This window comes from Arthrobacter sp. I3, from assembly GCF_000520575.1.
GTDB lineage: Bacteria > Actinomycetota > Actinomycetes > Actinomycetales > Micrococcaceae > Arthrobacter > Arthrobacter humicola_A.
The window spans coordinates 4,390-22,115 of sequence record NZ_KI914952.1 but is presented as its reverse complement, the minus strand read 5'-3'; the positions used below and the strand labels follow the sequence as shown (position 1 = coordinate 22,115).

Annotated in this window: 16 protein-coding genes; 8 read left to right on the top strand and 8 right to left on the bottom strand. The window is 64.1% G+C overall.

From position 1 onward, the window contains the following. Positions 1–87: 87 nt before the first annotated feature. The gene (locus tag Y706_RS0118620; RefSeq protein ID WP_028277784.1) at positions 88–876 is read right to left on the bottom strand and encodes an amino acid ABC transporter permease; all 789 of its coding nucleotides are present in this window, start codon (positions 874–876) and stop codon (positions 88–90) included. Between the two features lie 142 nt (positions 877–1,018). Then, on the bottom strand, positions 1,019–1,864 hold the full coding sequence (locus tag Y706_RS0118610; protein ID WP_028277783.1) for an ABC transporter substrate-binding protein: 846 nt from the start codon (positions 1,862–1,864) through the stop codon (positions 1,019–1,021). A gap of 205 nt (positions 1,865–2,069) precedes the next feature. Between Y706_RS0118610 and Y706_RS0118605 the strand changes: the two genes are divergently transcribed. The 3 genes from Y706_RS0118605 (at position 2,070) to Y706_RS0118595 (ending at position 5,153) form a co-directional block, all read left to right on the top strand. After that, entirely contained in the window at positions 2,070–3,155 is a 1,086-nt protein-coding gene (locus Y706_RS0118605; protein WP_028277782.1) for a LacI family DNA-binding transcriptional regulator, read from the top strand. Positions 3,156–3,312: 157 nt separating this feature from the next. After that, entirely contained in the window at positions 3,313–4,608 is a 1,296-nt protein-coding gene (locus tag Y706_RS26430) for a cation:proton antiporter (RefSeq protein ID WP_052355106.1), read from the top strand. Positions 4,609–4,973: 365 nt separating this feature from the next. Continuing rightward, positions 4,974–5,153, top strand: coding sequence for a hypothetical protein (locus Y706_RS0118595; RefSeq protein ID WP_018775517.1), 180 nt, complete (start codon positions 4,974–4,976; stop codon positions 5,151–5,153). 81 nt (positions 5,154–5,234) lie between these two features. Here the strand turns inward: Y706_RS0118595 and Y706_RS0118590 are convergent, their stop codons facing one another. Continuing rightward, positions 5,235–5,540 carry a hypothetical protein gene (locus Y706_RS0118590; protein WP_156945197.1) on the bottom strand — a complete coding sequence of 102 codons (306 nt, stop codon included), beginning with the start codon at positions 5,538–5,540 and terminating at the stop codon, positions 5,235–5,237. Positions 5,541–5,645: 105 nt separating this feature from the next. On the opposite strand from Y706_RS0118590, the gene Y706_RS0118585 reads away from it, so the two are divergent. Both Y706_RS0118585 and Y706_RS0118580 read left to right on the top strand, forming a co-directional pair. Next, positions 5,646–6,905, top strand: a complete 1,260-nt coding sequence (locus Y706_RS0118585) for an NYN domain-containing protein (RefSeq protein ID WP_028277780.1) — start codon at positions 5,646–5,648, stop codon at positions 6,903–6,905. 100 nt (positions 6,906–7,005) lie between these two features. Beyond that, positions 7,006–7,398 (top strand): VOC family protein, encoded by a 393-nt coding sequence (locus Y706_RS0118580; RefSeq protein ID WP_028277779.1) that lies wholly within the window; start codon positions 7,006–7,008, stop codon positions 7,396–7,398. Between the two features lie 154 nt (positions 7,399–7,552). Here the strand turns inward: Y706_RS0118580 and Y706_RS0118575 are convergent, their stop codons facing one another. Beyond that, positions 7,553–8,728, bottom strand: coding sequence for a zinc-dependent alcohol dehydrogenase (locus Y706_RS0118575; protein ID WP_028277778.1), 1,176 nt, complete (start codon positions 8,726–8,728; stop codon positions 7,553–7,555). A gap of 303 nt (positions 8,729–9,031) precedes the next feature. Continuing rightward, positions 9,032–9,418, bottom strand: coding sequence for a hypothetical protein (locus Y706_RS29420; protein WP_162159084.1), 387 nt, complete (start codon positions 9,416–9,418; stop codon positions 9,032–9,034). Positions 9,419–9,773: 355 nt separating this feature from the next. On the opposite strand from Y706_RS29420, the gene Y706_RS0118570 reads away from it, so the two are divergent. After that, the gene (locus tag Y706_RS0118570) at positions 9,774–11,984 is read left to right on the top strand and encodes a hypothetical protein (RefSeq protein ID WP_028277777.1); all 2,211 of its coding nucleotides are present in this window, start codon (positions 9,774–9,776) and stop codon (positions 11,982–11,984) included. Between the two features lie 134 nt (positions 11,985–12,118). Further along, the gene (locus tag Y706_RS26425; protein WP_052355105.1) at positions 12,119–12,595 is read left to right on the top strand and encodes a hypothetical protein; all 477 of its coding nucleotides are present in this window, start codon (positions 12,119–12,121) and stop codon (positions 12,593–12,595) included. Positions 12,596–12,662: 67 nt separating this feature from the next. Here Y706_RS26425 and Y706_RS0118560 read toward each other — a convergent pair whose 3' ends face one another. From Y706_RS0118560 to Y706_RS0118550, 3 genes are all read right to left on the bottom strand, one after another. After that, the gene (locus tag Y706_RS0118560; protein ID WP_028277776.1) at positions 12,663–13,667 is read right to left on the bottom strand and encodes a PDR/VanB family oxidoreductase; all 1,005 of its coding nucleotides are present in this window, start codon (positions 13,665–13,667) and stop codon (positions 12,663–12,665) included. Between the two features lie 35 nt (positions 13,668–13,702). Next, positions 13,703–14,800 carry an aromatic ring-hydroxylating oxygenase subunit alpha gene (locus Y706_RS0118555; protein ID WP_028277775.1) on the bottom strand — a complete coding sequence of 366 codons (1,098 nt, stop codon included), beginning with the start codon at positions 14,798–14,800 and terminating at the stop codon, positions 13,703–13,705. Between the two features lie 173 nt (positions 14,801–14,973). Then, positions 14,974–15,555, bottom strand: a complete 582-nt coding sequence (locus Y706_RS0118550; RefSeq protein WP_028277774.1) for a PadR family transcriptional regulator — start codon at positions 15,553–15,555, stop codon at positions 14,974–14,976. 267 nt (positions 15,556–15,822) lie between these two features. Between Y706_RS0118550 and Y706_RS26420 the strand changes: the two genes are divergently transcribed. Continuing rightward, positions 15,823–17,166 carry an MFS transporter gene (locus Y706_RS26420; RefSeq protein ID WP_043436471.1) on the top strand — a complete coding sequence of 448 codons (1,344 nt, stop codon included), beginning with the start codon at positions 15,823–15,825 and terminating at the stop codon, positions 17,164–17,166. Positions 17,167–17,726: the final 560 nt, after the last annotated feature.

The window sequence follows — 17,726 nt, the reverse complement described above, 5'->3', positions numbered from 1 at the left end:
GGAACGTCTCGATGTCCGGGACTGGTTCTTTGGCGTTGCTGGTGCTGCTTGCGTTGTTGGTGCTGCTTGCGGTGTTGCTGGCGAGGCTCATGTGTTGCTCCCGGTGATCAGCGGCGAGGCCGCGTCGAGTTCTTTGACTTCCTTGAGACCGCTGCTCGGTGCAGCGGGGCGGCGGCGGCCGGTGCGGAAGCGGTTGTCGAAGTAGTTGACCAGGTGGGTCAGGGGGACCGTGATGACCAGGTAGAAGATGCCGGCCATGACCAGCGGCGAGAGGTTGCCGGAGAGCACGGCGGCGTCCTGCCCGACGCGGAAGAGTTCGCGTTCGGTGACCAGCAGGCCCAGGAAGTAGACCAGTGAAGAGTCCTTGACGATGGCGATGAACTGGTTCACCAGGGCCGGCAGGACCCGGCGGACACCTTGCGGGACCACCACCAGGGCCATGGATTTGGCGTAGCTCATGCCCAGGGCACGGCATGCCTCGCCCTGGCCCTTGTCCACGCTCTGGATGCCGGCGCGGAAGATTTCGCCGATGTAGGCGCTGGCGATCAGGCTCAGGGCGATGATCCCCAGGGGGTAGGGCGAGGGGCCGAAGATCGATTGGCTGAGGCGGGCGAAACCCTGGCCGATCAGCAGGATGGTCAGGATGGCGGGGAGTCCGCGGAAGAGGTCCGTGTAGATCCGGGCCGGAACCCGAAGCCACCGCGAGGGAGATATCCCCATCACGGCGACGACCATGCCGAGGGCAACGCCGATCATGGTCGCCGCCACGGAGATGATGAGGGTATTGAGGAGACCGACTCCCAGAAGCTGGGGCAGGACCTCGGCCATTGCGCCGAAGTCGAAGAAGGTGCGGGTGATGGTGCTTAACCAGTCCATGGTTGCTCTCAGACGTAGGTAGCTTGTGGAACCCGGGCGGGCCGCGCAGTGCGGCCCGCCCGGTCAGGTGGCAGCCGGGCTATGTGCCGGACGTGCCGATGGTTCGGGGCCTATTGGTTGCCGGCCGCTTACTTGCGGGGCCTTACTTGCTGGGTGTGGGGCTGGCCGTCTGCTCGGCCTTGGGCAGGTACTGCTCGGGCATCGGGGAGCCCGGGAACCACTTCTGGTAGAGCTTCTTCCAGGTGCCGTCCTCCATGGCTGCGGCAAGGCCCTTGTTGAGGGCGTCCTTGAAAGCGGTCTTGCCCTTGGCCACGGCGAAGCCGGCGGGAGCGTCGAAGGAAGGGATGTCCGCGGCGCTGATCAGCCCGTACTGCGTTTCATAGGCCTTGGCGGCCTCGTAGTCCAGGAAGTGTGCATCAACGGATCCACTGTTGACGGCGGCGATCGCGGTGTTGTTGTCCGGGAAGCGCACCAGGCTCGCGGAGGTGAAGTTCTTGACCGCGTACGCCTCCTGCAGCGTTCCCTGCACGACGCCGAGACGCTTTCCGCCGAGACCGTCGGCGCCGGTGATGCCCGAGGTCTTCGTGGTGATGACGGTCAGGTAGCCGGCCAGGTAGCCATCGGAGAAGTCGACGGTTTGTTTGCGCTTGTCCGTGATGCCGATCGCCGCAACGCCAGCGTCGAACTGGCCGTTGGAGACGGCGGCGAGCAGCCCGGAGAAGTCCTGTCCGGTGAAGACGACCTTGTCGACTCCGGCGCGGTGGGCGACGTCTTTGAAGAGCTCGACGTCGAAGCCGGTGAAGTTCCCCTGGGCGTCGGCAAAGGTATAGGGCTTCGAATCACCCAGGCTGGCAACGCGGATGGTGCCGGCCTCAATCAGGCCGTAGGGGTTGTCCGCCGGCGAGGACGAGGCGGATGAGCTGCCTCCGCAGCCGGAGAGTGCCAGGACCGCGGCAACAGCAGCGGCGATGAGCGCCCCGGGGCGCATTTTGTTTCCTGTGTTCACAGCGTTTCCAATCGTGGGGGTGAGCAGCGGGGCAGGCAGGCAGTGGGCCCCGTGGAGTGGGACTTTGTCGATGGAAGTCTTGCTGAGTCCGGTCTCAGTCCCTAAGATTGAGACCGGACTCACATCGATTGCTAGAAATGTAATCGAAGCCACATCAGGCGTCAAGGGTCCGCTACGAAAGGCCGTAATGAATAGTGATGCTTCCCGGCGCCGCGATGTCACTGTCGCCGACGTCGCCAAAGCAGCCCAGGTTTCCAAGGCCCAGGCCGCCCGCGCCCTGGGCAATTACGGGGCCGTGAGCGACGACGTGCGCGAGCGGGTGCTGGCTGCCGCCGAGGAACTGGAGTACCGGCCCAACGAGCTCGCCCGCAGCATGAATACCGGGAAATCGCACACCATCGGGGTGGTGGTCGGCGACATTGAAAACCCCCATTTCGGCCTGGCCACGCGGGGCATTACGGACACCGCCAAGCGGAGTGGATTCAATGTCATCCTGATCAATACGGACGAGGATACCGAGGCGGAAATCGACGCCGTCAGGGTGCTCCTCGACAAGCGCGTTGACGGCCTGATCGTGGCACCCGCGTCCTCCCTGGAAACGCAACATTTACGGCGCGTTCACGAATCCGGCCGTCCGCTGGTCCTTTTGGACCGCAAGGCGCCAGGGCTCGACGTCGACACCGTGGCGGTGGACATGGAGGACATCTCCCATGAATCCACCAGCTATTTGCTCAAGTCCGGCCACCGGAGGATCGCCTTCGTCTCCACGCTGAAGACAGCCGGGCCGTACCACGACGGCATGCAGCTGGACTCGTCCCAGATCTCAGACCGGCGCGACGGCATGAAACGCGCGTTCGAGGAGGCGGGGCTGGACCTGCCCGTCGATCTGATCCGCCTCAACGCCGGCGACGACGAGTCCATCAAGAAGATAGCCCGCGAGCTGGTGCAGCGCCCTGACCCGGCGACGGCGATCATTGCCTCTGACGGGCTGATCGGCCTCAGCGTGGTGGAAGCGATCCACGAGCTCGGCCTCTCCATTCCGGGTGATGTCTCCTTCCTCATGTATGACGACTTCGCCTGGACGCGCCTGACCACGCCCCCGCTCACGGTGATCGCCCAGCCCGTCTACGACATGGGCGTAGCGGCCGCCTCAGCCCTGATCCGGCAGATCGAAGGCCGCAAGGCACCGGCGGCCGCACCGACATTCACGGCCGCACTGATCCGCCGCGGCTCGGTCGCGGCACCGCCGGCGCAGGAACAGGACAGGGCTTAGTTCTCTGGCGCGGTCCCGGGCCGGCGGATTCACTGAACTGCAGGGGAACGTTAAGTGCAATTGGCGGAGGGAGCGTGATCCCTGTGGGCGGACCCATCCGGCTGTTGGAATCGGGCCGCCCTCACGCCGCGCCCACGGAAACGGGCGCCGATCCGTCATGGAGCTGACGGTCGTTGTCCTCATCACCGCCCTCCTGTTCGCGTGGGCGCTGGTGTCGGCGCGGCTGCAGCAGGCGGACCTGACCGCTCCCATTGTGTTCACCGCTGTCGGCGCAGCCCTGGCCTGGTCCGGGCTGGTCAGTGGCCCGTCGCCCCTGGCGAGTATCACCCCGGTTGTCGAGGTCACCCTGGTGTGGGTGCTCTTCTCCGACGCCGCCCGCCTGCCGCTCCAGCAATTGCGCCGGGACGTGAGCCGCTACGTGCGGCTGCTGGGAGTCGGCCTGCCGCTGACGATTGTGTTCGGGTGGGCCCTGGCCGCCTGGTTCTTTCCCCAGTTCGGGTTCTGGCTGGCCCTCCTCGTCGGCGCTGCGCTTGCCCCTACCGACGCCGCACTCGGAATACCCGTGGTGACGAATCCGGCGGTGCCGTCGCGGATCCGCCAGCTGATCACGGTCGAAAGCGGTCTCAACGACGGCATCGCCACCCCGGTCGTCATGCTCGCCATCGCCGGCGCGGCCGCCGCAGCAGGCCTGGAGAGCGCCGAAGGCCCAGGCAGCGCGGCCATGGAGCTGCTCATCGGCGCCGGCGCCGGCGCAGCGGCCGGCGCCGCGGGAGGGTGGCTGCTCCAGCTGGCCCGCCGGCGCGGGACCGCAACCGAGGACTTCGCCGGCATCGGCGTCCTGGCCCTGAGCCTGCTCTCCTACAGCGCCGCACTCGCGGTGGGCGGCAACGGCTTCGTCGCCGCGTTCTGCGCCGGGCTGGCGTTCGGCACCTGCGCCGGGGAACGGGGGCCGGCCGAACTGGCCTTCGTTGAGCAGATGAGTGGCCTGGTGTCCCTGCTCGTGTGGCTGGCCTTCGGAGCCATCACCGTGCCGATCATGCTGGAGCACTCCCTCCCCCTGACCATCGCGTATGCCGTGCTCAGCCTCACGGTGGTGCGCATGCTGCCGGTAGCGCTGGCCTCAATTGGCGCCGGCCTCGACCGGAAGACCGTCCTGTTCGTGGGCTGGTTCGGCCCGCGCGGACTGGCGTCCCTCGTGTTCGCGCTGCTGGCGCTGGAAGCCCTTGGACCAGTGTCCGATCAGGCTGTGGCCGTCATCGCCGCCACCGTACTGCTCAGCGTCCTGGCCCACGGCTTCAGCGCCGCACCGTTGGCTGCCCGCTACGGACGGGCCGCTGCCGCAGCGGGACCGGAGCCCGGCGGACCGGTGCCGGTCTCTCCGGCCCCCGCCCGGGGGCTGAGCCGCATGCACATCCACCCTCCGCATTTTCGGTCGAAGCGGCCCCGTCCCTAGACCGCACTGAACCGTCCGCGCTGGACTCGGGTGCCGTCGTCGCCGTCCACGTTCCGGCACAGCGGCTGTGATGAGTCTCACGCGCAAATTTCGCCATCTGGCTTGAGCCTCCCGCGCGGCGCTGTGCACTATGGAAAGGCAAGGCAGGGACTGCGACGTTCCTGCCGGTGCAGCCTGACGAATTCCTGCGACGTTCCGCGTCCGCAGTAAACGCCGGGCACCCATCCTGGTGGACGCAATGAGGCCAAACCGGTGAGCTCGCAGAGCTGCCCACGGTCTCAGGCGTTCCTGGTTTGGCCCCTACGGCGGCTCCGCATCGGTGCGGCAGCCGGACATCCGGATTCATGAAATGGAAGCACTGAACAATGACGTTTGAAACTGCCAACTCTGTAACCCACAAGCTCTGGGACCGCTCCACCATGCACCACGAGCTGGACGCGCTGGTCCACGAGCTCTCCGAGCGCCACAACACCGCCAAGAGCAACATCGCGGTCCACGCCAGCGGCCCGAACACCTTCACCCTCAGCCTGAACCACGGCGCCTAAGCCCGGGTTCCAGGCAACAGGCCGAACGACGACGGCGGGAGCCACCTCCCGCCGTCGTCGTTTGGCGTTAAAGCCCGCGGATCAACCGGCGCCCACGGCCCCGCGCATTTCCGTCTTGACCCGGTACATGCCCTGATCTGCGGCCAGCAGCAGGGCCCTGGCCAGTTCTTTGTGCGCGGCCGGATCGGCGTGCGCCGGGACAGCCGTTTCCGCCTGGCCAACGGACATGCCCAGCCGGAGCTCGCTCCCTCCGATGGTGACGGTGTCCGCGCCGCGCACTGCCCGGGAGAGCATCAGCGCCACCTGTTCCAGGACCTGTTCCCCGGCCGCGTGGCCCAGGTGTCGGCTTCCCGCAGGAGCGTGGCGCGCGGCCGATCCCGGACACACCTATGGACCTCCTGTTCCTGCCAGGAGGTCCAGCACACGACGGCAAATGGGCAACCAAGCGGGCACCTCTGGCACGCGCCGCCCTCCTGCTGGCACACTGAGCCGATGAGTAATCCCCTCTCCCCGTCCCGGCGGCCTGGCATCCGTGCCGCGATGTTCGTGGACTTCGACAACGTCTATACCGGCCTGATGGCCTTGGACCCGGCGGCCGCGAAGAGATTCGCCGAGGACCCCAAGCACTGGACGGAGGCGCTGGCCGCCGGCGGCGCGGGCGAAGAATCCCGGCGGTTCCTGATCCGCAACTGCTATCTCAATCCGGTGATCTACTCCAAGTACCGGCCGTACTGGACCCGCGCGGGCTTCCGCGTGATCGACTGCCCCTCCCTGACGCAGCGGGGCAAGTCCAGCACCGACATCAACCTGGTGCTGGACGCCATGGATGCCCTGGCCGGCGCGGCACATGTTGAGGAGTTTTTCGTCGCGTCTGCGGACGCCGATTTCACCTCGCTGGTCCAGCGGTTCCGGGCGGCCGACCGCATGACCACCGTCATCGCTGCCGGCGCCGTGGCGTTCGCGTACCGGGAGATGGCCGACAGCGTGGTGGAGTCCCACGATTTCGTGGCAATCCTCAACGGGACCGCGGCCGGCGTCCCCCGCATGGTCCCGTCCGCCGGACTTGGCACCCCGCTCCGCACCGCCCAGGGCACTCACGGGTCCGCGACGTCGGCGGCCGATGAGGTCCGGGCCCTGGTGCAGGCCGCGCCTGGTCCGGTCACGGGAGCGGTCGCGGCGCACCGGGCCCTGACCGCGGACCCGTCACTGAAGACCGATTGGGGCGGGCACGGCAAGTTCGGGGCCTGGATCGCCCAGATCGGCCAGGGCGTCCAATACTCGTCCACGCCCTCGCCCGGCTGGGTGTGGGACGCGAAGCGGTTTTCCCCTGAGCCCTCCTCGCTGGCCTCCGACGCCCGGCCCGCGATCGAGGAGCAGGTCACCCGGGTCACGGACGTTCCGGCACTGTCGGCAGAACAGTTCCGGCAGGTCTTCCTGTCCCTGGCGGCGAAGCTGCGCGACCATTCGGGCAACCGCAGCGAACTGGCACGGTCCGTCCGCGACGACTGCGTGGCGGCCGGGCAGCCGGTGTCCCGTTCGGCCGTCAACTTCGTGATCCAGGGCGTGGTGTACGCCGGCGGCTCCCTCGCAGAGGAGATATCGGCGGCAGAACTCGCCGCCGCATGGACCAGAAACGTGGAAGAGCTGTGCCGGCTGGCCCTCATGGAGTTCGACGACGCCGAAAAGCTCGCGCTCAGGCGCTGGGCCGGCGGCGGGCTGCTGGAGTCCGGCCCCGGCGGCTCCCGGATGTAGCGAACCTCCCGCCGTCGTGGTCTTGCGGTGGGTGCCAAACCGATCAACAGTGTGAATTATCTATGAGTAGTAACCAAACGAATTCGGAAAGGAGCTGGAAATGCCCAACGACCTTACGGAACTGGTCAGCGTCCGGTACATGGTGGCCGATGTCGATGCCGCGGTCGACTTCTATACAACGCATCTCGGATTCACCGTCAGGATGAGCGCCGCGCCGGCGTTCGCCGATGTCACCCGCGGCCGGTTGCGGCTCCTCCTGAGCGGGCCGGCCAGCTCGGCAGGCCGTCCCATGCCGGACGGCACGGTGCCCATCCCGGGAGGATGGAACCGGATCCACCTCATCGTGGGCGATATCGCGGCCGAAGTGGCACGGTTGCGCGTCGCAGGCGTCACGTTCCGGAACGACATTGTCAAGGGCCCAGGCGGACAGCAGATCCTGTTGGAGGACCCGTCCGGGAACGTTGTCGAGTTATTCCAACCCGCCGGCGAATAGCGGCCGTTTCACACGCAAGCGGACGACGGCGGGATTTCTCTTCACCGAGGTCGCCGAGCTGGGCTCCCCTTCCGGTCCAATGGGGAGCCCAGCTGCGCTTGGGTCCGGGCTGACGGAAGGCCTGAGGAGATCTCCCGGAGCGGGGACATCTTCGCTACGGCTTCAGGACCACCTTGATGCAGCCGTCTTCCTTTTTCTGGAAGATCTCGTAGGCGGCCGCGGCACCGTCGAGGTCGACCTCGTGAGTCTTCAGGTCCATGGCGCCGAGCGGGTCTGCGGGATCTTCCACGAGCGGGAGCAGCTCGTCCGTCCACCGGCGGACGTTGCACTGGCCCATCCGGAGTTGGATCTGCTTGTCGAACATGCTCAGCAGGGGCATGGGGCTCGCTGTGCCACCGTATACCCCGCTTAGCGAGACGGTGCCTCCCCGGCGCACGGAGTCGATCGCTGCATGGAGGACCGTCATGCGGTCTACGCCGGCAGTTTCCATGGCCTTCTTTGCCAAGGCATCCGGCAACAGCCCCACCGCATTCTGTGCAAAGGCGCCGACGGGCGAATTGTGCGCTTCCATGCCGACGGCGTCGACGACCGCGTCAGGGCCCCTTCCATCCGTCATATCGCGAAGCTGGTCACTGACGTCCTCTGTGAAATCGATCGTTTCCACCCCGTGCCGCTCGGCCATGCGGCGGCGTTCCGGAACCGGTTCGATGGCGATGACGCGCTGGCCGAGGTGTCGACCGACCCGGCTGGCGAACTGCCCCACCGGGCCGAGCCCAAAGACGGCCAGTGTGCCGCCCGCGGGGACATCGGCGTATTTCACTCCCTGCCAGGCGGTGGGAAGAATATCGGAGAGGTAGAGGTACCGCTCATCGGGCAGTTCGTGCCCGACCTTTATCGGCCCGTAGTCGGCGTGGGGCACTCGCAGGTACTCCGCCTGTCCACCGGGGACCGACCCGTAGAGCTCGGAGAACCCGAACAGGCTCGCCCCGCTGTTGTGGGCATGGACCTGGGTGGTCTCGCACTGGGACTGCAGCCCCTGTTTGCACATCCAGCAATGGCCGCAGGAGATGTTGAAGGGGATGACCACCCTGTCGCCCGGCTTGAGGTTCCTGACCTCGGAGCCGACCTCCTCAACGACGCCCATGGGTTCGTGCCCCAGGATGTCGCCGGCCTTCATGTAGGGGCCAAGGACCTCGTACAGGTGGAGGTCCGAGCCGCATATGGCCGATGAAGTGATCCTGACGATGGCGTCCGTGCCCTTCTCAATGACCGGATCCGGAACCATCTCCACGCTGACCGACCGCTTGCCCTGCCAGGTAAGTGCCTTCATGTTCGCTCCTTCAGTCGCAACCAAATTAGTAAGTCTACTGATCAATAAGCATGCCTTGTTCGCGCCCGGATGGGAAGGAGCGTCGGCCTGAGTCCTACATAGCCGTGGCTGAGTTCGGGCCGGCTGGCGATAAGCGCGTTCGAAGGGCGGAAGCCCGCGGCTGAGGACAGGGTGCGGCCACGGCCTGGCATCCGCCCTGGCCGCCCGCCCCAAATAGCCGCCCGGCGGGTCTGCGGCACCTTCGTACAAAGCGGACGACGGCGGGACTCCCGGCGTCGTCCGTTTGCGTTTCGTGTCGTTTACCTACAGTGCCGGCGCGCGAGTGGTTGTGACGATTTCGGCTTCGTCCATGCTCGCTATTATGCGAGCACCGCCGCCACCGCCACCGCCACCGCCGCCGCCGCCCTCGTTAGCCAGAACATCGTTAATTGCGTCCCAAGCGCGACCGGTGAGGTCCTTAGCCGCGTCCCATATACCCGACAGACTGAACGCAGCTGCGTCAAACCCAGGGCTCGCTGTCCTAGAGACCACGAGATCTGGCGTCTTGCGTTCTGCATCGCATTCGGCTGTTAACAGTGCTGCACGACCGTGCGTCATTGCACGAATTCGATCGCTCTGGCCGGACGCTTGAGGTTCAGATGTAAAAACACCGGGCGCGTCTGCAACCGGCTTAAAGGAATTGCTAATCATTTTCTCTCCGTTGATCCCCAGATTCGGAGTTGTCTAACAGACGCGTAAGCACGAGCTTCGCGTAAGTGATATTCCGCGGCAGCCTAAAATTTGGCGCGGGAATAATCGGCACACATGCGTATTTTTGGCACGTCAGACTTTGAGTTATCCCCCCATCATTGACTTTCACTCGTCATGGTCCTCGCAGGAGACACGAAAGTCAACGGGCTGTTTGCACCTGATTCCGCGCGGAAGTTTTGACCAAGCCGCTCGCGAGGCAAGCACCGGAACCGGGCCGCCGCTCCCCCGAAAAACAATCGGCTGTCGAACCCAGGGGCGATGTTCAAGAAAGGTTTGTGGTGGTTATGATTCGGTCATGCCGAACCCGCGATTGTCTCTCGCCTTAGAACGGATTGGCCCTGGAGACTGGGCGATATTCGAATCGTTCGCGTCGGAGTTCTTAGCCGTCGAATATCCAGCCCTGCGGACGATGGCAGCTCCGAACGGAGACAAGGGCAGGGACGCCGAAATATTCACGATTGATGGGGTGCCAAAAGTTGCATTTCAGTACTCTGTCACGGCGAGTTGGAAGACTAAAATTACGAGCACACTGGACACCCTCAAGAGGAATTTTCCTTCGGTCAGCACCATGATCTACCTGACCAACCAGGTGATTGGTCCGGCCGCCGATGAACTCAGGGAAGAGTCCCGACGTGATCGGAATATAACCGTGGACATCCGGGACCGGTCGTGGTTTGTGGACCGCGAGAAGTCCTATCCGCAACGACGAGTGGCCAGTGAAGAGCTGGCTCAGAGATTTGTGGATCCGCTCCTGTCCAAACGAGGGGTCCTCGAAAGAATATCGACCTTGACCGCCGATGAGAGCAAGGTCGCGGTGCTGCACTTGGCTCTCGACGGCGAAGATCAGGCAACCGAGCAGAGCCTTACCAAGAGCTGCTTCGAGTCATTGGTCTTGGCGGCGCTTCACGATTCGAGCACATACAACAGGCTCAGCCTGAGCGAAATCAAAGACGGCGTCGCACTCCGCATGCCCGTGGGGAAGCGAGGGCAGGTCGATGCTCTGACCCTGAGCGCATTGAACCGCCTGTCTCGGAAGGGCCCCGTCAAACAACACAAATCAGCGACCGGGGCCGAGGACACCTACCATCTCAGTTTTGAAGAAACCAAGAGGATAAATGATCAGACAGCCAAGTTCCTTCTTGATGAAGCTGTCCTCGATGCGAAACTCCTCGCGGCGGTTCGGGCCGTCGAAGCACCGAAGGCACTGAGCGAAGCACAGCTAACCGAGGTTTCTCGGCAACTGCGAACAGTGTTGGAAGAAACACTTCTGGAACGAGGCGAGTCTTTTGCCGCAGCCGTGGAAACAGGAGCACCGTTCCAACTCAGCCCTGTAGCCATAGCGGACCGAATCACAGCAAATGGCGGCATCCATGAGCTCAGTTCTGATGCCGCGGCCGCGGCCATAATGCACGTACTGGAACAGCCTTCGCCGCAAACACAGTCGCATCTTCGGCGACTAGCTGACGCATACACGCTTTTCGCGTTCCTGAAACAAACCCCGGACGTCCAGAAAGTTGTGCTCAACGTCTTCAGTGAAGGCGACATATGGATGGACACCACCGCGATCCTGCCGCTTATCGGAGAGAGCCTGGTAGACGATCCGGAAGAGCGCCACTTTACGATTCTGATGCGCGCAGCGGTAGACGCAGGGTTGCTCCTATATGTAACGGACGGAGTCGTAGAAGAAGTTGAAAGACACCTCAACCTGGCCGTTGCTTATGGTCACAACAGAACATCGACTTGGTCGGGAAGGGTCCCCTTCCTTTATTCGGCCTTCGTGCTATCGGGCCGACCAGAGAGTGAATTCCTGGACTGGCAACGGAATATCTGTGGACGAGAACAGCCGTTGCAGGACGTCAGCGACTACCTTGCCGACGAATTCTCTATCGAGACCAAGAGTCTCCTCGAGCACTCCGATGCCGCATCGACCGAACTCCGGGGTGCGGTTCAGGAACTATGGAATGAGACTCACGAGAGAAGGCGTCAACGAGGTGAGTACGGAGCCGAGCAAGGGACACGGTCTCGCCTGGTTGCCCACGACGTTGAAAACTCAGTCGGCGTCATCGAGTATCGGCGGACGATTGGACCATCGCCCATGGGCTACCTTGCATGGTGGCTGACGTTCGACAGAACAGCCATGAAGATGAAGGACCACCTGCGGGAGCGCCTTGGCCCGCAAGCGCCTGCGTCGCCGGTGTTGAGCCCGGATTTCCTCACTCAATTGCTTCGGTTGGGCCCGCTCCGCACCGCCATCGAGCAGGACCTGAGAGTGCAGCTCCCCCTGCTCACGGACATGAGCGTCAATCACTACGCTCCGCAGGCTCTGCTCGATTTAGCCAGGGAAACGCGAGAAAAGTCGTCGAGCCAGAATGAACGGGTAGTGCGTCGCGAAGTCCGCGACGCGGTGAACCGCGCAAGGCAGCAGATGGGGCCCGCGGCGGTCGGCGGCGTTCGAGCCATGGAGGATCGAATTTCAGCTTCCATCAGACGTCAGTCACCCGGATGAATCCTGCCGGCGGTCGCACATAACCAGCAGTCGGACGGCAGCCAGGACTGCTGATAGCGGAATACCCCCGGTTTCGCTCCGATCTGGGCTGCCGCGGCCGCACGCTCAGTGCTGTCACATGGGAGTATTCACCTATGACTATCGATAACGATGCTGCCAACCTCCCGGCGCAATTGGACTCTCACGGCACAGACGACTCGCTCGAAGTCAGCCGTGGCTGGGACCACATCGGGGCCATCATTGTCGATGCGACCCTGCAGCGGCGACAGAACTACCACGCGACCGTCAGGCCGCGCGTTGTCGCTCTGGTCGGGGCATGGCCAGATGCCGCCACGACCAGCGGATTCCGGCGGCGCCTCGATACCGGGACGCTTTCCGAAGTTATCAGCTGGCCGTCCCCTGGCCGTCTCGCCCAGGTAGAGGACATGACGCGCGTGTTCGAGAGCCAGGGCATCGAGACGGTAGTCGAACTCCGAGGAGCACTTGGTGCCCACGCCAGCAGAACCGTTCTCCGGGAGGCTCTTGGGGCCGTGCGGCATGTCAGTCCCAAAACGCTGGATTACATTGACACCCTGAGCGGGGTGTCAACGGGCGGGGCCGTCGAAGTGTAGAAGCGGAGAGTGGTCCAGGTTCGCCAGCGGACTCCAGGTCCACCCCGAGCGGCGGAGTTGTGGGCACTCAAACGTCGATTGTGACGATGGCACAGGAGGCTGCCGAGTCTGCACGGGCGCCGGATTTTAAGCTGACGGCCCGGGAGACGCAGCAGCACATCTTGGCTGCGGAATGCTGCTGGCGTTCACTGTAGAAGACGTCGCGGTGGTCGATGGAGCCCCGCAGGCCGAGCAAACGCACTTCACACAGTCCGCATTCGCCCTTGCGGCAGTCGAACATCATGTCGACGCCGGCGTCCTCGAGCGCTTCCAGCATGGACTTTCCGGCGGGGACGGTGGCCTCGACGCCCAGCCGGGGCACGCGCACCACGAACTCCTCGGGGTCGAACCAGCCGCTGTTGCCAAAGGTCTCGTAGCGGAGGTTTGTCACGTTGAGCGCCCGGGCATCCCAGCCCCGTTTGACGGCGTCCATGAGCCGGATGGGGCCGCACATGTACAGCTCGGTGTCCGGCTCAATCGTGGCCAGCAGCTCATCTACGTTGAGGGCTGTGCCTTCATCGTCCACGTGGACTCGCAGCGCGTCGCCATGCAGCTGCTCCAATTGCGCCAGGTAGGCCATGGCGGGGCGGCTGCGGCCGGCGTACACGAAGGTGTAGTCGGCCTTGATGTTTTGGAGCACCCGGGCCATGTTGATCATGGCGGTGATGCCGATCCCGCCGGCCAGCAGGACGTAGCGCGGAGCGCCGATCCGCAGAGGGAAATTCTGCAGCGGCTGCGTGATCTCCAGCCGGTCGCCTTGCTCTAGGGCCTGCATGAAGTGGGAGCCGCCCCGGGATTGAGGGGCCCTGAAGACGCTGATCGCCACACGTCGGCCGTCCCCGCTCGAATCGACGATGGAGTAGGAGCGCCTGTGCTGCTCGCCGTTGATCGAGACCATCACGTCAATGTGCGAGCCCGGCTCGGCTTTCATGGGCCTGGACTGTTCCAGGACCAGGCGCCGGGTCTTTGCGGTAATGTCCTCCGCCTCGACCACAGTGCCGATCTGCCAGACTTCGATGTTCGTTGCAGCCATGTCTTCTTCTAACTTCCTGGGATCGGGCGATCGGGTCAGGCGGTGGGGATCAGTCGGCCTTCGGCGGCGAGTTGTCGCTCTATCAGCCGTCGCACCCACATGCCGCCCGCGTCGATGTTGAGGTTGTAGAACTCGTAGTCCGGGTTGGCGTCGATAGCATTCTGCTGGGCCGCCAGCATTTCTTCGTCCTCGCCGAACACGCCGTGTACGCCGTTGCGCAGCTGGGTGGTGATCAGCTGGCTTTCCAGCCGGTAGTTGCGCATGAAGGCCCAGAAGTAGTGGCATGTTTTGGCGCTTTCCGGCGAAATCGTGTTCATCACGAAGCCGTTGACGCCCTGGCTGCGGTCGCCTTCAGGGGCGCCAGTGCCCGCCTTGGCTACTCCGACGTCGATGTTGATGGTCGAGGGCGACTGGAAGGTGATGATCTGCCAGCGGTCAACCCGCCCTTCGAAACCCGGGAACTTGTCCCGCATGTTTTTGAGCCAGAACGGCGGAGCCTCGATGTCGAGCATCCAGCGCGATACCGTGACGGTGTTGTCGTCATGGGTCACGACGAAATCGGACTCACTCAGCTCGTCCTGGCCGATCGAGGAAGAGTGGACGAATTCCTCATGGGTGAGGTCCATCAGGTTGTCCAGAACGAGCTGGTAGTTGCACGGCGCCAAAATGGTCTCGCCATCACCGGCCCAATCATCCGAGCTCATTTGGTGCATGTCCGGGATAAGGGCCGGATCCGCGAGGGTGGCATCCCCCAGCCACACCCACACATAGCGGTAGCGCTCGATCACAGGGAAAGACGGTACGGTGGCGCTGGGATTAATGGTTTCCTGGGCGGGCATGGAGACGCAGCGGCCGGCGGAGTTGTAGATAATGCCGTGGTACGGGCACTGGATTTGGTCCTTGCCGAGGGTCTTGCCCATGGACAGCGGGGCCAGGCGGTGCCAGCAGGCGTCCGCCAGCGCCACTGCCTTGCCATCCTCGGTGCGGTACAGGGCGAGCGGGCGGTCCGCAATCCGGCGCGACATCGGCTTGCGGGTTACCTCGTGGTCCCACGCGGCGACATACCAGGCGTTAAGCGGATAACCAAGCACTTTGTTCGTTGTAGAGCTCATGGACTGCATCAGCGCGGTCATGATCGATCCTTCCCCTCACGGTATACCTATGCTCATAGGTAGTGGCTTGGATCACAGCATAACTATGTTGATAGGTAGTGGCAAGGCCCCTCCAGCTGCCCCCATAAGCGAAACCGCAGAAGGGAACGACAAAAGGCCCGGACACCCAGGCGGGCATCCGGGCCTTTCGGCACTCAAGACTCGAGCTTGTCGATCAGTTCCAGGCCGCGCCTGGCCCACGCGATCTCCGCTTTGGCGCGTTCGATCATGCCTTCATAGGTGAAGATTTTGTAGCCGGCAATCTTGGCCCGGTCCTCCTCAGGCGCCGCCTCGAGGCGGCGCGCAAGCGTGGGGTTGCTCCGGTCTTCCAGGGCGGCAACCATGTTCTGCCACTGCTGCGCGCGGGAGGAGTGATAGGCAATATGGGCGCGCATCTGCGCTCGCGCGGCTTCGGGGTCGGCCCATTCAAGGTAGGCCGCCTTAAGGTGGATCGGGTCACGCTCCCGGGCGTAGTCCAGGGTGGTATTCATCCATGCCCGGAAAGCCTCGACCCCTTCCGGAGTGATGTGATAGCGCTTCTTTTTGCCTTTTTTGCCCCAGGGCTCTTCCACTCCGCTCAGCAGGCCATCCTTTTCCATTCGCCGGAGTTCGGGATAGATCTGCGAGTCCGGTGCGTGCCAGACGTAGCCGACGGATTGTTCAAAGTGCTTGAAAACGTCATAGCCCGTGAGGGGCTGAGACGTCAGCAGCGCAAGCAGGGCATAACGCAAACTCACCCGTCACCGATCCTCTCCGTCAGGGCGCCCTGCTGCCGATGCCTTGCGGCAGGGCCGGGCGCCGCCTCCATTAAACCCCTTGTCAACTAACTACGTTCATAGTTATGCTGTGTCCCGCGCCACATTTACCTATCAGTATAGATAGTTTCCCGGCTGCCAGCCTTCAACGACGAGGCCCGGCCTCCGCCTCCAGAAGAGCCACCAGATCTTCTGCACCTCAGTTTCAGCATCTGCCCGGACCGTCCGCGGCCTCTAGAAAGTAGTCCCATGCAACTTCAAGAACGCATCGACGCGTCCCGTATGTCTCTGTATCAATGGCTGATCGTGGGCCTGTGCATCGTCCTCAACGCCCTCGATGGCTTCGATGTGCTGGCCATGGCCTTCACCGCCAACAGCGTGACCCGGGACTTCGGCCTTAGCGGCGCCGAACTGGGTATCCTGCTAAGCGCCGGACTGGTCGGGATGGCCATCGGCTCGCTGGGCCTCGCGCCCTTTGCCGATGTCATCGGGCGCCGGCCCATGGTCCTGATTTCGGTCGGTCTCGCAACTGCCGGGATGCTGCTGGCCTCCGTAGCGCACTCTGCCGTGGAACTCGGGATTTGGCGCGTGGTCACGGGCCTCGGTATCGGCGGGATACTCGCCTGCACAAATGTCATCGCCAGCGAGTACTCCTCCAAGCGCTGGCGCGGGCTGGCCATCAGCATCTACACCGCGGGATATGGCATCGGGGCAACGCTCGGCGGCGCAGCGGCGGTGACTCTGCAGGCCAGCTTCGGCTGGCGTTCTGTGTTTCTATTCGGCGGCATCTGCACTGCCGCCGTCTTCGTACTGCTCGCTGTCCTTCTGCCCGAGTCTGTGGACTTCCTCGCTAACCGGCGTCCCCGCAATGTCTTGGACCGCCTGAACAGGATCGCGCGCAAGATCGGACAGCCCGCCGTCACCGAACTGCCCGCAGTGGCGGCCAAGAATGATCGTAGGAACAAGGTCTCCGAACTGTTCACAGCCGGCAACCGCCGCTCCACCTGGCTCGTCTGGCTTGCCTTCTTTGCCACCATGTTCGGTTTCTACTTCGTGAACAGCTGGACCCCGCGGCTCCTCGTCACGGCCGGCATGACCGAAAGCCAGGGAGTCGTCGGCGGGCTGATGCTGACCTTAGGCGGCACCTTCGGGTCGTTGCTCTATGGACTGCTGACCATCCGCTGGAACAGCCGGAAGGTGATGGTCATCTTCGCCGTCCTGTCGGCGGCCACCATGGTGATGTTCATTTCCACCGCGGGTATGCTGGTCCTCGCCTTCGTCGCGGGCGGCGTTGTCGGCATGCTCATCAACGGCTGCATCGCGGGCATGTACACAATTACCCCGGCGCTCTATGGCGCTTCTGTCCGGAGCACCGGCGTGGGCTGGGCCATCGGGATAGGCCGCGTTGGTGCCATCGTCGCTCCGCTCATCACCGGAGCCCTGCTCGACGCGCACTGGACAGCGTCCATGCTGTACATGGGCGTCGGCGTAGTAGTCCTGGTGGCAGGCGGCGCAGTCGCGGCAATGCGGCCATCCCAGCAAGATGGCGACGCCCTAATCGACGGAGAGAAGGAACTAGCTCTGCCTGCATAATCCAGGGTCAATGTGCGAGGCTCAGACGGCCGTCGGCGATGTTGTTCCGAATGCTCCCGCCGAATCACACGGCAGCACAACGCTATGCGCCTCAACGCCGACGAAACCAGACCCACACAGTGCGGACGACGGCGGGATTTCCCGCCGTCGTCCGCTCCTTCCTGCGGAACCCACGGCACACAACTCTGCGGCCCGCCATCCCTTGACCGAGTCGACGGTCTTGCAGCTAGGTGTACTGTGCCGGGGAAGAGCCCCATAGGTATTCGGCAGCGCAGGAGGATTGACCGGCCTGTCCGCGTCGGACGCGGAGGGCTGCCTGGTGTCTAGTTGCGCGCCGTTCGCAGGTTCCGGGATCGTTTATGCAGCCCCGCCGCAATGGGCCATGTCCCCTTGGACTGCATGGTTCCCCCTCCGCCCATGCCGCCCGGGTCCCTCAGGCCTGGTCCTCTGTGGAGGCGGCGCGCAGGTCGGGGTCCACGCCCCTGGTTCGCTGCGTATCCACGGACGGCACCGGCTCGTTATCCGCACGGCGAACATAGAGCCAGGCCGCGACTCCCGCG

Bases quoted from the DNA above. Each gene is read 5' to 3' on its own strand.
- Y706_RS0118555 (WP_028277775.1), bottom strand. From the start codon at position 14,800: ATGACCGCGCTGATGCAGTCCATGAGCTCTACAACGAACAAAGTGCTT.
- Y706_RS26420 (WP_043436471.1), top strand. From the start codon at position 15,823: ATGCAACTTCAAGAACGCATCGACGCGTCCCGTATGTCTCTGTATCAA.
- Y706_RS0118570 (WP_028277777.1), top strand. From the start codon at position 9,774: ATGCCGAACCCGCGATTGTCTCTCGCCTTAGAACGGATTGGCCCTGGA.
- Y706_RS0118605 (WP_028277782.1), top strand. From the start codon at position 2,070: ATGAATAGTGATGCTTCCCGGCGCCGCGATGTCACTGTCGCCGACGTC.
- Y706_RS0118610 (WP_028277783.1), bottom strand. From the start codon at position 1,864: ATGCGCCCCGGGGCGCTCATCGCCGCTGCTGTTGCCGCGGTCCTGGCA.
- Y706_RS0118595 (WP_018775517.1), top strand. From the start codon at position 4,974: ATGACGTTTGAAACTGCCAACTCTGTAACCCACAAGCTCTGGGACCGC.
- Y706_RS0118585 (WP_028277780.1), top strand. From the start codon at position 5,646: ATGAGTAATCCCCTCTCCCCGTCCCGGCGGCCTGGCATCCGTGCCGCG.
- Y706_RS29420 (WP_162159084.1), bottom strand. From the start codon at position 9,418: ATGATTAGCAATTCCTTTAAGCCGGTTGCAGACGCGCCCGGTGTTTTT.
- Y706_RS0118560 (WP_028277776.1), bottom strand. From the start codon at position 13,667: ATGGCTGCAACGAACATCGAAGTCTGGCAGATCGGCACTGTGGTCGAG.
- Y706_RS26425 (WP_052355105.1), top strand. From the start codon at position 12,119: ATGACTATCGATAACGATGCTGCCAACCTCCCGGCGCAATTGGACTCT.
- Y706_RS26430 (WP_052355106.1), top strand. From the start codon at position 3,313: ATGGAGCTGACGGTCGTTGTCCTCATCACCGCCCTCCTGTTCGCGTGG.
- Y706_RS0118620 (WP_028277784.1), bottom strand. From the start codon at position 876: ATGGACTGGTTAAGCACCATCACCCGCACCTTCTTCGACTTCGGCGCA.
- Y706_RS0118575 (WP_028277778.1), bottom strand. From the start codon at position 8,728: ATGAAGGCACTTACCTGGCAGGGCAAGCGGTCGGTCAGCGTGGAGATG.
- Y706_RS0118580 (WP_028277779.1), top strand. From the start codon at position 7,006: ATGCCCAACGACCTTACGGAACTGGTCAGCGTCCGGTACATGGTGGCC.